The organism is Methylobacterium sp. E-005, assembly GCF_022829725.1.
Taxonomy (GTDB): Bacteria; Pseudomonadota; Alphaproteobacteria; order Rhizobiales; family Beijerinckiaceae; genus Methylobacterium.
This window is the reverse complement of sequence record NZ_JAKSYG010000171.1, coordinates 63200-77808: the sequence shown is the minus strand read 5'-3', so window position 1 is coordinate 77808 and position 14609 is coordinate 63200. Positions and strand designations below refer to the sequence as shown.

Here is a 14609-nt window from a genome sequence, read left to right as displayed (position 1 = left end):
TCCTGTACACGGCGGGGAGGTGTCCGCGTGGCGGTATCGGCCAATCCGTCAGGCCGCTTCACGGCCGGCCACGTAGCGGCGCCAGCCGCCGAACCGCGTGATGTCGACCGCATCCGCGACGCCCGCCGCCTCGACCAGAAAGCCTTTCGGCGCGGTTCCGTCGGCGAGCCGCAGGGTGCCGATCCCGAGGGGTTCCGGGATGGCGGCCACGAAGGCCCCGAAGGCGGCGGGCGACAGCGCCCAGACCTCCGTTTCGATCGCGCCACCGTCATCGGCGGTCACCCGGAGGAGGCCGGGACGATGCGGCGGTCCGCCGGGCAAGGCGTAGAGGCGGTACTCCGATCGGGTTGCCACCGTCCGCAGATACCGGGCGCCGTGCGCGGCGAGTTCGCGGTTCAGGGGCAGGCCCGACAGATGCGCCCCGACCACCGCCAATTCGATCTCGCCGGGCCGTGCGCGGGCCGGACCCGGCACCACGGCCGGCACCGGCGACACCCCCGCGCCGATCCGTCCGGCCGCGGCCGCGTGCAGGCGCGCACCCAGGGCGGCGAGGAGCCCGTCGGAGCCGCGCGGCGCGAGGAGGGTGATCCCGGACGGAAAGCCGTCGGCCCGGGGCCGCCCCGGGACCGCGAGGGCACACCAGTCGAGCAGGTTGACGAAGTTGGTGTAGGTGCCGAGCTCGCTGTTCGCGCCGATCGGGTCGGCGAGCACCCCCGCGCAGGTCTGCGGACGCGGATAGGTCGGCACGGCGAGCACGTCGATCCGGTCCCAGAGCGCGTCCACGTGCCGGCGCAGCTCCGCGAGGCTGTAGAGGCCCGCGAAGGCATCGGCGGCGCTGTAGCGCCCGGCGGCGGCGATCACCGCCCGCGTCGTCGGGTGCAGGATTTCGGGGCGCGTTTCCATGATCGGCCGGATCGCCGCGTAGCGCTCGGCGACCCAGGGCCCGTCATAGAGCAGGGCCGCGACGGCGAACATCGGCGCGAGATCGACCGCCGCCGCCGCCCCGGCGAGGGTTTCGAGGTCGGCGGCCGACGCCGCGAAGGCCGCCTCCGAGAGGCCGTCGCCGCCGAAGCGCAAACTCGCCGCATCCGGTAGCCCCAGGCGCAGGCCCGGCGGAAGGGCGGCCGGTGCTGGCGGCACCGGCAAGGCCCGCGACCAGGGATCGGCGCCGTCGAAGCCCAGCATGACCCGGAGGGCCGCGTCGGCGTCGCCGACGGTGCCGGCGAAGACCGAGAGCGTGTCGAGGGTCCGGCAGGCCGGCAGCATCCCGCGGCTGGAGACCGCCCCCAGGGAGGGCTTCAACCCGACGACGTTGTTGAGCGCCGCCGGCACCCGGCCCGATCCCGCCGTGTCGGTCCCGAGGGCGAAGGATACGATCCCGTGGGCCACCGCGACGGCCGAGCCGCTGCTGGAGCCGCCGGGCACGTAGGTCGGGTCGATCGCGTTGCGCGGGGCCGGGCCAGGGGTGCGCAGGCCGACGAGACCGGTGGCGAACTGGTCGAGGTTGGTCTTGCCGATCAGGATCGCGCCGGCCGCCTGCAAACGGGCCACCGCGGGCGCGGTCTCGGCCGGCGTATGGGCGAAATCCGGGCAGGCCGCCGTGGTCGGCAGGCCGGCGACGTCGATGTTGTCCTTGACGGCAAACGGCACGCCCCAGAGCGGCATCGCCCCGGGGTCGAAGGGCGGGAGCGCCGCCGCGGCAGCCTGCGCCACCGCCTCCGGCACGAGCGCGAGGAAGATGCCGGGATCGTCGATTGCGGCGAGCCGGCGGTAGGCCTCGGCCACGACGGTGCCCGGGTCCTGGCCCGCTGCATAGGCGGCGTGCAGCACGGGGATCGTCGGGAAGGGGGGCACGGTCATTCCTCGCAATCCCGCTCAGGATGCGTCGCCGGAGGCGCGGTACCAGTCGAGGATCTCGGTCCCCTGCATGAAGACCGCGTCGCGGCGGGCCAGGATGGCGTCGAGCAGCCGCTCCAGCAGGCCGATCCGGTGCGGGACGCCGGTGATGTAGGGGTGGATCGCGAAGCTCATCACCTTGGCGCCGCCCAGCGGTCCGGGGCCCGCGGCCTCGGCGGCGAGGCGGTCGAGGTTGGCGAGCGCCCGCTCCACGAACTCGTCGGCCCGGTGGTGCTGGATGGCGAGCAGCGGGATGTCGTTCAGCTCGACCGAGTAGGGGAGGGCGACGAGCGGCCCCGTGCGCGTCGCCACGCGGCAGGGGCGGTCGTCGACCACGAAGTCGCCGACATAGTCGATGCCGGCCGCGTGCAGGTGGTCGGGCGTGTCGAGGGTCTCGGTGAGGCCGGGCCCCAGCCACCCGCGCGGCGGGTGCCCCGTGGTCGCGGTGATCGCCGCGACCGTGCGGGCGATCATCCCCGGCTGGTCCTCGACCCGGTGGGTCGGCACTTGATGAAAGCCGTGGGCCATGAACTCCCAGCCGGCCGCGTGGGCGGCCTCGGCGATGCGGGGATAGGCGGTGCAGACCGAGCCGTTGATCGACAGGGTCGGGCGGATGCCGCGGCTGGCGAAGGCTTCGAGGAAGCGCCAGAAGCCGACGCGCATGCCGTACTCGTGCCACGCCCAGTTCGGGAGATCGGGCAGCAGGCTCGCGGCGGTCGGCGGCACCAGGATCTGGCGCGGCATCGGATGGTCGATCAGCCAGTGCTCGACATTGACCACGGGCCAGACGGCGACGTGCCTGCCCCCGGGCAGCGCCAGGCGCGGCCGGTCCACGGTGGCGCGGTAGGCGAGCCGGTTCTCCGGCCGGCGGGGATCGTCGAAGGCGATGTCCATCAGGCGGCGGCCCGCGGGGCGTGGTGGCTGTGGAGCTGGGCCGCCAGCATCCGGCGGAGGTCGTTGAAGGCCGGGCTCGACACGTCGCGGCGCCGCGGCAGCTCGACCGGATGGATCGCCTCGATCCGGCCCGGTCCGGGCGACATCATCACGATGCGGTCGGCCAGAAAAATCGCCTCCTCGATGGCATGGGTGACGAACAGGATCGTCAGCCCGGTGCGCGACCAGAGGTCGAGCAGTTCGTCCTGCAGGCGTTCGCGGGTCATGGCATCGAGCGCCCCGAAGGGCTCGTCCATCAGCACCACCTCGGCCTCGTTGGCGAGCACCCGGGCGATGGCGACCCGCTGCTTCATCCCGCCCGAGAGCTGGTGCGGGTAGGCGTCGGCGAAAGCCTGGAGGCCGACGAGCGCGATGTAGCGTTCGGCGGTGTCGCGCACCTCGAGGGCGGGCCGCCCACGCGCCTTTGGACCGAAGCCGATATTGTCGCGCACGGTGAGCCACGGGAACAGGCCGTAATCCTGGAAGACCATGCCGCGGCTCGGCCCCGGCCCGGCGATCGGCTTGCCCCACATCAGGGCCTCCCCGGCGGTTGGGGCCTCGAAGCCGGCGGCGACCCGCAGCAGCGTCGACTTCCCGCAACCCGAGGCGCCGAGCAGGCAGACGAACGCGCCGCGCGACACGGTGAGGTTCGCCTCGCGCAGGGCCTCGGTCCGGCGCCCGCCCGCCGTGTAGGTCTTGGAGACCGCCCGCATGTCGAGGATCGGGATCGTCGGGTCAGCCATGATTGGGGCTCCAGGCGAGCAGCCGGCGGCCGAGCTGCATGACCAGCCAGTCGGAGACGAAGCCCGCGACCCCGATCACCGCCATGCCGCAGATCACGATCTCGGTGCGCGAGAGCTGGCGCGCCTCCATGATGATCGCGCCGAGGCCGGTCTGGACGCCGGTCATCTCGCCGACCACGATCACCACCCAGGCGAAGCCGAGGCCGAGCCGCAGGCCGGTGAAGATCGACGGCAGCGCCGCCGGCAGCACGACGCGGACGAATTGCGCCGGCCCGGTGCAGCCCAGCATCGCGGCCGCCTCGAACAGGCGCGGCTCCACCGAGCGGACCCCGAACACGGTGTTGACCAGGATCGGGTAGAACGCCCCGAGGAACACGAGGAAGAAGGCCGAGCGGGGTCCCAGGCCGAACAGGATCATGGCGAGCGGCAGCCACGCGGTGACCGGGACTGGCCGCAGCACCTGCAGGACGGGGTCGAGGAGCGCCCGGATCAGGGGCACGCGGCCGATCATCAGGCCGAGCGGCAGGGCGGCGGCGGCCGCCAGCGCGAAGCCGCCATAGACCCGGCCGAGCGAGGCCGCGAGATGGGTCCAGAGGGTGCCGCTGAAGGCGTCGTCGTTGACGCCGCCGACGGCGAGATCCCGCAGTTCGGCCCAGACCTCCGCGGGCGGCGGGATCAGGCTGTAGGGCCGGCCCGCGGTGGTGACCTGCCAGACCGCGACGAGCGCGGCCGGCACCACGCAGGCGAGCGCCAGCCGGCGCAGATGGGCGAGCCCCGCCCCGGCCCCGCGGGCCGGGGCCGGTGTCACCGGCGAAGTCACCGGCGAAGTCACCGGCGCCGCGACCGGCAGGGCACCGGCCTCGATCCCCGTGCTCACGCCCGCCCCATCGCGTCGACGAAGCGGGTATCGATGAAGCCCGGCTCCGGCAGGCGCTTGATCTGCTTGAGCGCCAACATGTGCTGCGCATAGGCCCCGGCCTGCCGGACCTCGTCCGGGCCCAGGCGCCAGGTCAGCTCGACGTTCGGGGCCGAGAGTTCCAGCGCCTCGCGCTTCTGGCCGAGCTTGGCCACCGCCATGGCGATCATCGCGTTGCGGTCGCCGGCCGCGAAGTCGGTCGCCTTGCGGTGGATCTCCAGCATGGTCCGGACGAGATCGGGCCGCTCGGCCAGCGTGTCGCGGTGGGCGCCGAACACCATGTTCAGCGATCCCATCTCGGTGCCGTAGGGGTATTCGACGAGCTGGCCGACGCCCGAGGCGAGGCTGACGCCGGGCCCCGGCTCGGCGCCGACATAGGCGTCGACGTCGCCGCGGGCGAGCGCGATGTGCATCTCCGAGAAGGAGACCCGCACCGGGGTGATGTCCTTCACGGACAGCCCCTCCATGCGCATCCGCTCCAGGACGAAGACCTCCTGGGTGCTGCCGGGCCAGATCGCGACGCGCTTGCCGCGCAGGTCCTTGATGGCGTGGATGTCGGAGCCCTTTTTGGCGATCACCGCCATGCCGCGATTGCAGGTGGAGGCGATCACCACGAGCGGCTCGCCGGCGGCGGCGCCCAGCGTCGCGGCGGCGATCCCGAAGGTGCCGAAATCCACCGACTTGGTGACCACGGCGTTCTTGCACTCGGTCGGGCTCTCGAAGGGCACCACCTCGACCGTCACGCCCGCGGGGGTGAAGCGCTCGTAGAAGCTCGGCGCGATCGAGTGGATCAGCTTCAGCGAGCCCATCCGGATCGTGACGGGCGCGCCCGCAGCGTGGGCCCGGGATAGGGGACCGAGGGCGAGGCCGGTCCCGAGACCGGCCAGGAGGGTGCGGCGGCTGATCATCGAACGGCTCCAGACGAGTCCCGATGCTCCGAACGCTAGGGGCACCCCCTGTTGCATGGAAGTGCTATTTTCTGAGCATGTCGTTGCATTTACAGCAACGGGTCCGCAGGATGCCGGTGTGAAGCATCTGCGCACCGTCACCTACGTCGCCGAGGTCGCCCGTGCCGGCTCGATCCGGCGCGCCGCGGAGCGGTTGAATCTGACGCCCTCGGCCCTGACGCGGCAGATCCAGGACCTCGAATACGAACTCGGCACGCCGATCTTCGAGCGCCTGCCGCAGGGCATGCGGCTCAACGCGGCCGGCGAGCTCTTCGCCCGGCACATCCGCGACCAAGTGGCGGATCTCGACCGGGTGCGCTCGCAGATCGCCGATCTGTCGGGGGTGCGCCGCGGTCACGTGTCGCTCGCCTGCAGCCAAGCCTTCGTGACGCAGGTGGTGCCCGAGGAGGTCGAGGCGTACCGGGCCCGGTTTCCCCAGGTCGGCTTCATGGTCCAGGTCCGCGATCACGCGCAGGCCGTGACGGCCCTGGCGGCCTTCGAGGCCGATCTCGCCCTGATCCTGCAACCACCGCCCTCGGCGGAGCTGCATCCGCTCTTCTCCGGACACCAGATCCTCTGCGCGCTGATGCGCACAGGGCATCCGCTGGCGTCGGAGAGCGGGCCGGTGCGGCTGCGCGAATGCCTCGGCCATGCCCTGGCCCTGCCCGACCACTCGCTCGCCATCCGCCATCACATCGAGCACGCTTTGGCCCGGCGCGGGGTCGAGCTCCGGCCGGTCGTCGAGTCGGGCTCGCTGGAATTCTTGCGCAACCTCGTCCTGCGGGAGGATCTCGTCAGCCTGCAGATCCCGAGCGGGATTCCCCAGGATCCGCGCCTGCACAGCCGCCCGATCGACCTCCGCGACCTGACGCCGATGACCCTGATCCTCGCGCAGTTGCGCGGGCGATCGCTCTCCGTCGCGGCGGCGAAGTTTGCCGATCAGCTCGTCGTTCGGCTCAACCGGGAAGCGGTCTGACGCGCGCCACGCCCGAGCCTTGATGCCGGTGGCAACCGGTGCCCGGGATTCTGCGCGACGCGTGGGTCTGACGGAGATGGGCCCGGTCAGGCCGCGCCCGCTTCGGCCGTGGCGAGAAAAGTCCGCACGGTGTCGCGGAGAAAGGCGGCATCGGCCGGGTTGGTCGACGGGTTGCCGGCGCGATGGCCCCAGAGGCTCGGGATCGGCCGCAGGACGGCGTCGCGCAGGTGCGGCAGTTCGGCGGCGTTGTCGGCGACGCGGAAGTAGAGATCCGTCTCGCCCGGCATCAGCAGCAGCCGGGCCGTGATCGCGTTGAGCGCCCGGGTGAGGTCGCCGCCGTAGCGCGGATCGCGGCTGATGTCGCCCGCCTCCCAGGTGCAGAGCTGCGCGTGGAGATCGGCCGCGGGGCGGCGGGCGAAACGCTCCTCCCAGTCGGTGCGCAGGAAGCTGTCGAGGTCCGGGGCGCCGAGCGCGGTGCGGTGGAGGTCCGCCCGGTAGAAGTCCTGGCTGAGCGCCCAGCCCGCATAGATGCGCCCGAAGGCCCGGAGGGCAGCGGATGGCTCGGCCGAGAAGCGGCCCCCGCCGCGATGCTCCGGCGCCGCTTCCAGCACCGCCATGAGGCCCTTCAGGAACACGCGGTTGTGGGTGGCGGTGCGGGCGCTGCCGCAATTGATCACCGCGCGGGCCACCTGCCCGGGGAACAGGGCCGCCCAATGATAGGCCTGCTGCGCCCCCATGGACCAGCCGTAGACGGCGTGCAGGCGTTCGATCCCCCACATCTCGGCGAGCAGGCGACGTTGCGCGTGGACGTTGTCCCAGGCGGTGACGAGGGCGGGCCAGTCGGGCGTGTTCGACGGGCTCGACGACAGCCCGTTGCCGAACATGTCGGGGATGACGATGAACCAGCGGCCGGGATCCAGCACCCCGTCGGGGCCGATCAGCCATTCGAGGTCCGGATGCTGGGCCCCGTAGCTCGTCGGGTAGAGCACGACATTGTCGCGCCCGGGCGACAGGGTGCCGTGCGTCTTCCAGCGCAGCTGCGCGCCCGGCAGCATCAACCCCGACTGAAGCGTCAGGTCGCCGAGTTCGAAGGTTCCGGTGGCCGTCGCCCAGCCGCTCACGGGCGCAATGTCCGCACGAAGCCCACATGCCAGCGGGCGTAGCCCCGCTGCAGCACGCCGAGGCGCGCGCGCATCGCCGCGTGGGCATCCGGGAGGCGGTGGAACGGGATCGACGGGTAGAGGTGGTGCTCGGTGTGGAAGGGCATGTTCCACATGAGGAGCCGCATGAGGCCGTTGGTCAAGGTCGTGCGCGTGTTGGTCAGGCCGTTGTCGTCCATCGTGCAGAGCGTGTGCTCGGTGAGCAGGTAGAGCCGCAGGAACGGCTGCCCGAGGAGTTGCGGCCCGATCCAGAAGACCAGGGGCGCCCACCAGCCGACCAGAACCGCGGCGAGGGCCGCCCCGACGAGCAGGACCGCGCACATCGCCCGGATCGAGCGGATGATCCGCGGCGCGGCGCGATCGGTGATGAACGGGTAGGCAGACAGATCGCCGCGCAGGCCCGCTGCGGCCACCTGCAGGCGGGTTCGCCAGTAGGGCAGCGCCAGCACGCGCCAGACATAGGCGTCCAAGGTGGAGGGCGGCATCAGCGCCAGTTCCGGGTCGTGCGCGGGATCCTGGGTGTGGCGATGATGGGCGAGGTGGAAGGCCGTGTAGAAGTGCCAGTTCAGCAGCGACGGGCAGGCCACCAGCCAGCCGACGACCGCATTGGCCCTGCGCGCGCGGAAGGCGGTCAGGTGGATGGTCTCGTGGATGGGCGCGAACAGGGCCGATTGCACGATGCCCAGCAGCAGCATGGCGGGCAGCAGCGTCCAGGGCCCCGCGCGCCAGACCAGCCAGCCGGATCCGGCCAGCATGAGGAGATGCGCGCCGAGGCGGACGGCACCGCGCCCGTCCGAGCGCTGCGACAGCGCTTTCACCTCGGCCCCAGTAAGAATTCGTCCGCTCGCGGAGGCCATGCCTTCCCCTGGATCGTGCGCGCACCTCGAAACCGTAAGGGCTCTGCATCATCCATGCCGAAGCCGCCGATCACGAGCCGACACGCGGGATCGGCTTGGTATCCGGTTTGCCTATACGGCCCAGGCAAAGGGTGAATGCAAAATGCGACGATCTTGGTTTTCCGGCCTTCTCGCGGCCGTGGCGCTGCTTGCGCCGGTCTCCGGCCGCGCGGAAACGACGGTGAAGGCGGTGCTGGAAGCCGAGATCGTCACCCTCGATCCCTACTTCACCACGGCCTACATCACGCGGACCTTCGGCTACATGGTGTACGACACGCTGTTCGCGCCGGATGCGGCGGGCGTGTTCCGGCCGCAGATGGTCGACACGTGGTCGGTGTCGGATGACCGGCTGACGTGGCGCTTCACCCTGCGCGACGGGCTGCGCTTCCACGACGGCGCGCCGGTCCGGGCCGCCGACTGCGTCGCCTCACTGAAGCGCTGGGCGGCCCGCAGCGCGCTGGGCGGCCGGCTCATGGACGTGACCGCCAGCCTTGAGGCCGCGGACGACCGGACCCTCGTGCTGACGCTGCGGGAGCCCTACGGCCTCGTCCTCGACACGCTCGGTACGACGTCGAGCCCCACGCCGTTCATCATGCCGGCGCGGCTTGCCGCGACGCCCCCCACGACGCAGCTCACGGAGGTCGTGGGATCCGGTCCGTTCGTCTACGACCGCGCGGCCCACATCCCCGGCGACCACATGCGGCTGCGCCGGAACCCTGACTATCGGCCGCGTCCCGAGCCGGCCGACTTCCTCGCGGGCGGCAAGGTCGTGAAGGTCGACGCCCTCGACATCCGCGTCATCCCCGACGGGGCCACGGCGACGGGCGCCCTCGGCGCGGGCGAGATCGACTACATGCAGTACGCGCCGTTCGACCTGATCGGTCAGATCGAGGCCAATACGAGCTTGGCGGTGATGAACTTCACCGGCCCGCACAGGTTCACGGGCCACTATCGCATCAACACGGCGTCCAAGCCCTTCGACGATCCGGCGATCCGGCGCGTGCTGCTGCGGCTCGTCGATCAGCGCGAGGTTCTGGACGGGTTCGGCCTCGACCCCCGCTTCTCCCAGACCTGCGACGCCTTCTTCATCTGCGGCTCGCCCTACGAGACCCATGTCGGGACGGAGCTCCTGCACGACCCCTCGGTGGCGGCGGCCCGGGCTGCCCTGAAGGCGACCGCCTACAAGGGCGAGCCGGTGATCGTGATGGTGGCCAACGATCTCGAGGCGGCGCGCGTATCCTCGACCATCCTGGCCGACCGGCTGAAGCAGGCCGGCTTCACCGTGGACCTGCAGGTCATGGATTGGGCAGCCCTGCTCGCCCGGCGCACCAAGAAGACCGGCTGGAGCCTCTTCGGCATCCACGCGCTGGGCCTCGACCTGAGCTCGCCGCTGACGAATTCCGCGATCAACTTCAACTGCAAGGACGCGGCGAGTTCCGGCTTCATGTGCGACCCGCGTATGGTCGCCCTGTTCGACCGCTTCGCCCGCGAGCCGGATCTCGACAGACGGCGCGCCATCGCGGGCGAGATCCAGACCATCGTCTACGGCGAGGGGCTGGTCGTCCCGTTCGGCCAGTTCGCGCAGCCCGCAGCCTACCGGACGTCGCTCACCGGGCTGATCCCCTCCGCCATCCCGCTCTTCTGGAACGTCGCCAAGCCATGAGCGCAGCCCCGTACGATGTCATCGTGGTCGGCGCCGGCTCCGCCGGGGCGGCTCTGGCAGCCCGCCTCTCGGAGGATCCGCACCGCCGGGTGCTCCTGCTGGAGGCCGGGCGCGACTGGCGCTCCGCCGATGCGCCGCCGGCGCTGCGCTCCGCCAACATCATCCCGTTCATGTATGACCTGGCCCATCAGGCGGACTGGCAATGGCCGGGGCTGATGAGCCGGCGGACCCGCGTGCAGGAGCCCCGCTTCTACTGGCGCGGCCGCGCGCTCGGCGGCAGCTCGACGGTCAACGCCCAGATCGCGATCCGCGGCGTGCCCGCGGCCTTCGACGCCTGGGCGGCGCAGGGCTGCACCGGCTGGTCGGCCGCGGATGTGATGCCCCTGTTCGACCGGATCGAGGACGATGCCGAGTTCGGCACCGCGGACGGCGCCCGGCGCGGCGGTCCGCTCCCGGTCTACCGCGCCAGGCCGGAGGCCTGGGGCGCCGTGGATCTGGGGCTACGTGCGGCCGCCCTGGCGGCCGGCCATCCCTGGAAGGCGGACCTCAATGCGCCGACGGGCGAGGGCGCCTCGTGCAACCCGATCAACAGCCGCGACGGTCACCGGGTCACCACCAATGACGGCTACCTGGAACCGGCGCGCGACCGGCCGAATCTCGAGATCCGCTGCGAAGCCCTGGTCGACCACGTCCTGTTCGAGGGAAGCCGGGCGGTCGGCCTGCGCGTCCGCTTCGGCACGGAGCCCTGGACCGAGATCCGGGGCCGGAAGATCGTCCTGTGCGCCGGAGCCGTCCACTCCCCGGCCATCCTGATGCGGTCCGGGATCGGACCGGCCGAGCCGCTGCGGGCCCTCGGCATCCCGGTCCGGCAGGCGCAGGAGGCAGTGGGCCGCAACTTCATGGACCATCCGATCCTGCGGGCGACCCTCGATCTGAAGCCGGAACACCGGGCCCTCGGCCTGGATGCGCGCCACACCAATTGCTGCGTTACCTATTCGAGCGGCCTCGCGGGCGGTGGGGAGCGCGACATGATCTTCGTCTCCTACAACCACCGGACCCTGACCGGCCCGGAGCCGACGCCGCAGGGCGCGATCGGCGTCGGCCTCTACGACGCGTTCTCGCGCGGGACGCTGCACCTCACCGCGGCCGATCCGGAGGCCAACCCGGTCATCGAGGAGAACATGCTCGACGACCCGCGGGACCGCCTGCGGATGCGCGACGCGGTGCGCCGCCTCGCGGGCCTGTCGCAGCATCCGGCCCTGGCCGGTCTCGCGACGGCGATCCGGTTCGGCGAGAGCCCGCTTCCGATCGGCGACGCCGCGCGCCTCCCTGACGATGAGCTCGACGCCCTGATGCTCGCCGAGGCCGGGGACATCCAGCACGCCGCCGGCACGTGCCGGATGACCGGCTGGCAGGACGCGTCCGGTGTCGTCGATCCCGACCTCAAGGTCCGGGGACTCGACGGGCTGCGGGTGTGCGATGCCTCCATCATGCCGAGCGATTGCCGGGCCAACCTGCACTTCACCTGCGTGATGATCGGCGAGAACCTCGCGCGGCGGATGCGGGAGGCGCGGACGTGATCGTATTGAACCCGTGGCGGTGGCGTTTCCCCGGTTCTTAGGCATGCGCCCGTCTCGCATTCGGATGCGCGCCGCCTGATCGTCGGGATGGCGTCGTGCCGGCCCGCCGCCGGTCGGCCGAACTGGCCATCATGACCCCCGTATCGAGCACAGTCGGTTCGATGATGTGCTTGATCTTTCAGCGCAAGCGACTGTTGCGCGAAATAATACCCACACTCTTGCGACGTAACGGATTCGTCTCCATCGCATCTGTATGGCACGCGTGTTGCGAACGGGCTGGACGCTTCAGGAGTCCTCTGGCTTGTCCCGCACGTTCGACGCGACTGATCTTTCCCGCCGCACGGTTCTGGCGCTTCCCCTCGGCCTGGCGGTGGCCGCGAGCGGCGCACAGGCCGCCGAGCCGAAGCGCGGGGGCACGATGGTGATGATCGTCCATCCGGAACCCTCGACCCTGGCCCATTACGCGGTGTCGGCGGGCAACATCCCGCCGATCGCCACGCAGGTCTACGAGGGTCTGTGCACCTACGACTGGGACCAGAACCCGCAGCCGAACCTCGCGAAGTCGTGGGAGGTCGCGCCCGACGGCAAGACCATCACGTTCAAGCTTCAGGACGGCGTGACCTTCCACAACGGCAAGCCGTTCACCAGCGCCGACGTCCAGTATTCCTTCATGGAGATCCTGAAGAAGTACAATCCGATCGCGCCGGTCATGCTCGCGGAGCTGGTCGCCGTCGACACGCCGGACCCGATGACCGCGGTGCTGCGGCTGGCCAATCCCGCGCCCTACATCATGAAGGCGCTGTCCGGGCGCGACCTGCCGATCCTGTGCCGCTCGGTCTTCGAGGGCACGGACGTCCTGCAGAACCCCAGCGCCAACAAGCCGATCGGCACCGGCCCGTTCAAGTTCACGAGCTGGGAACGCGGCCAGTTCGTGCGCCTCGATCGCAACGAGAATTATTGGAAGCCCGGCCTGCCGTATCTCAACCGGATCGTCGCCCGGTTCATCCCGGACGCGGCCACGCGCTCGGCCGCCATGGAGGCGGGGGAGGCGCATTTCGCCGGCTACAGCGCGGTGAACTACGCCGACCTCGCGCGGATGAAGACCAACCCGATCCTCGACCTGACGACCAAGGGCTACGAGATGACGCCGGCCCAGAGCGTCCTGGAGCTGAACGGCCGTCACCCGCATCTCCAGAAGAAGGACGTGCGCCAGGCGATCGCCTACGCCATCGACCGCAAGGTCATCCTCAAGGACGTGATGTTCGGCTACGGCCAGCCCGCCACCGGCCCGCTCAGCCGCAAATTCAAGACCGCCGGCCTCTACACCGACGACGTGCGCCAGTACGACGTGCCGGACCGGCTGGACATCGCCAACAAGCTGCTCGATCAGGCCGGCGCCCCGCGCGGCGCGGACGGAACCCGCTTCGCCCTGCACCTGGAGGTCAATTCCTTCGGCGAGCAGTGGCTGCGGCAGGCCGAGTACCTGAAGCAGGCGCTCGCCATCGTGGGCATCGCCGTGACGCTCCGCTCCGAGGACACCGCGACCTGGCTGCGGCGCGTCTACACGAACTACGATTACGACCTGAACGAGCCCTTCCTCAGCCAGGGCGTCGACCCGGTCTACGGGCTGAACAAGCAGTTCCTCACCAGCCAGATCCGCAAGGGCGTGACCTTCGTCAACGACACCTTCTACAGCAATCCCGAGGTCGACCGCATGCTCGGCGAGGGCGCGCGCGAGCCGGACCCGGAGAAGCGCGCCGCGCTCTACAAGAAGGTCCAGCAGATCCTGGCGGAAGACAGCCCGATGATCTGGCTCATCGACGTGCAATACGTCAGCGTCTTCAACCGCCGCCTCAAGGACCACACGACCGGCCCCCTCGGAACCCAGCAAGCCTTCGAGCGGGCCTGGATGGACAAGTAGTCCCGTGCGGCTCGCGCGTTTCCTCGGTTACCGGTTGCTGCTGGCGATCCCGGTGGTGCTCGGCATCGTCGTGCTCAACTTCTTCCTGATCCACCTCGCCCCCGGCGATGCGGCCTCCGTGCTGGCGGGCGAGAGCGGGGCGGCCAGCCCCGAATACATGGAGCAGCTGCGCCACAAGTTCGGCCTCGACCAGCCGCTCGCCACGCAGTTCGGCGTCTACCTGCTGAACATGCTCCACCTCGATCTCGGCTACTCGTTCCGCAACGACAGCCCGGTGGGGAGCCTGATCGTCGACCGGCTCTGGCCCACCGGGCTGCTGATGCTCACCGCCTTCGCGGCCGCGTTGCTGATCGGCACGCTGCTGGGCCTCGTGGCGGCGACCGGGCGCAATGCCTGGCGCGACGCGGTGATCTCCCTCATCAGCCTCGTGGCCTACGCGACCCCGGGCTTCTGGCTCGGGCTGATGATGATCGTGGTCTTCGCCATCCGCCTCGGCTGGCTGCCCACCAGCGGCTACGACACGGTCGGCGCCGACAATGAGGGCTGGGACGAGGTCTGGGACGTCGGCCGCCACCTCGTCATGCCGGCCGTCGCGCTCGCGCTGTTCTACCTCGCCGTCTACGCCCGGGTGATGCGTGCCTCCGTGCTGGAACAGGTCGGCATGGACTACGTCACCACCGCCCGCGCCAAGGGCCAGACCGAGGCCCGGGTGATGACCGGGCACGTCCTGCGCAACGCGCTGCTGCCGGTGGTCACCATGGCGGGCGTGCAGGCCGGTAACCTGATCGGCGGCTCGATCGTGGTCGAGACGGTGTTCGGCTGGCCCGGGGTCGGCACGCTGGCCTTCAACGCGCTCCAGTCGCGCGACCTGAACCTGCTCCTCGGCATCTTCTTCGTCTCGGCCTGCCTCGTGGTCGTGATCAATCTCGCGGTCGACCTCGTCTACGTCTGCCTCGATCCGCGGCTGGAGCTCTAGCG

General features: G+C 70.8%; 12 protein-coding genes. 5 read left to right on the top strand and 7 right to left on the bottom strand.

What is annotated here, in order from left to right:
* Positions 1 to 48: 48 nt before the first annotated feature.
* The 5 genes from atzF to MKK88_RS18480 are packed head-to-tail and all read right to left on the bottom strand — an operon-like array spanning position 49 to position 5396.
* Entirely contained in the window at positions 49 to 1860 is a 1812-nt protein-coding gene (gene atzF, locus MKK88_RS18500) for an allophanate hydrolase (protein ID WP_244002252.1), read from the bottom strand.
* A gap of 15 nt (positions 1861 to 1875) precedes the next feature.
* Entirely contained in the window at positions 1876 to 2790 is a 915-nt protein-coding gene (locus MKK88_RS18495; protein WP_244002250.1) for a polysaccharide deacetylase family protein, read from the bottom strand.
* Positions 2790 to 3572: an ABC transporter ATP-binding protein gene (locus MKK88_RS18490; RefSeq protein WP_244002248.1), complete on the bottom strand. Its 783-nt coding sequence runs from the start codon at positions 3570 to 3572 to the stop codon at positions 2790 to 2792. Before MKK88_RS18490 ends, MKK88_RS18495 begins: the two co-directional genes overlap by 1 nt.
* On the bottom strand, positions 3565 to 4449 hold the full coding sequence (locus MKK88_RS18485; protein WP_244002247.1) for an ABC transporter permease: 885 nt from the start codon (positions 4447 to 4449) through the stop codon (positions 3565 to 3567). Before MKK88_RS18485 ends, MKK88_RS18490 begins: the two co-directional genes overlap by 8 nt.
* Positions 4446 to 5396, bottom strand: coding sequence for an ABC transporter substrate-binding protein (locus MKK88_RS18480; protein WP_244002245.1), 951 nt, complete (start codon positions 5394 to 5396; stop codon positions 4446 to 4448). The genes MKK88_RS18485 and MKK88_RS18480 overlap by 4 nt, the downstream gene beginning before the upstream one ends.
* 118 nt (positions 5397 to 5514) lie before the next feature.
* On the opposite strand from MKK88_RS18480, the gene MKK88_RS18475 reads away from it, so the two are divergent.
* Positions 5515 to 6411 carry a LysR family transcriptional regulator gene (locus tag MKK88_RS18475; protein WP_244002243.1) on the top strand — a complete coding sequence of 299 codons (897 nt, stop codon included), beginning with the start codon at positions 5515 to 5517 and terminating at the stop codon, positions 6409 to 6411.
* Between the two features lie 86 nt (positions 6412 to 6497).
* Here the strand turns inward: MKK88_RS18475 and MKK88_RS18470 are convergent, their stop codons facing one another.
* Together MKK88_RS18470 and MKK88_RS18465 are read right to left on the bottom strand one after the other, a co-directional pair.
* The gene (locus tag MKK88_RS18470; RefSeq protein ID WP_244002241.1) at positions 6498 to 7532 is read right to left on the bottom strand and encodes an alpha/beta fold hydrolase; all 1035 of its coding nucleotides are present in this window, start codon (positions 7530 to 7532) and stop codon (positions 6498 to 6500) included.
* On the bottom strand, positions 7529 to 8428 hold the full coding sequence (locus MKK88_RS18465) for a fatty acid desaturase (protein WP_244002239.1): 900 nt from the start codon (positions 8426 to 8428) through the stop codon (positions 7529 to 7531). The genes MKK88_RS18470 and MKK88_RS18465 overlap by 4 nt, the downstream gene beginning before the upstream one ends.
* 142 nt (positions 8429 to 8570) lie before the next feature.
* On the opposite strand from MKK88_RS18465, the gene MKK88_RS18460 reads away from it, so the two are divergent.
* The 4 genes from MKK88_RS18460 (at position 8571) to MKK88_RS18445 (ending at position 14607) form a co-directional block, all read left to right on the top strand.
* Positions 8571 to 10130 carry an ABC transporter substrate-binding protein gene (locus MKK88_RS18460; RefSeq protein ID WP_244002237.1) on the top strand — a complete coding sequence of 520 codons (1560 nt, stop codon included), beginning with the start codon at positions 8571 to 8573 and terminating at the stop codon, positions 10128 to 10130.
* Positions 10127 to 11710 carry a GMC family oxidoreductase gene (locus MKK88_RS18455; protein WP_244002235.1) on the top strand — a complete coding sequence of 528 codons (1584 nt, stop codon included), beginning with the start codon at positions 10127 to 10129 and terminating at the stop codon, positions 11708 to 11710. Before MKK88_RS18460 ends, MKK88_RS18455 begins: the two co-directional genes overlap by 4 nt.
* A gap of 301 nt (positions 11711 to 12011) precedes the next feature.
* Complete coding sequence (locus MKK88_RS18450; RefSeq protein WP_244002233.1) at positions 12012 to 13631, top strand: ABC transporter substrate-binding protein; 1620 nt, start codon at positions 12012 to 12014, stop codon at positions 13629 to 13631.
* Between the two features lie 4 nt (positions 13632 to 13635).
* Complete coding sequence (locus MKK88_RS18445; RefSeq protein ID WP_244002231.1) at positions 13636 to 14607, top strand: ABC transporter permease; 972 nt, start codon at positions 13636 to 13638, stop codon at positions 14605 to 14607.
* The last annotated feature ends 2 nt before the right edge of the window (positions 14608 to 14609 follow it).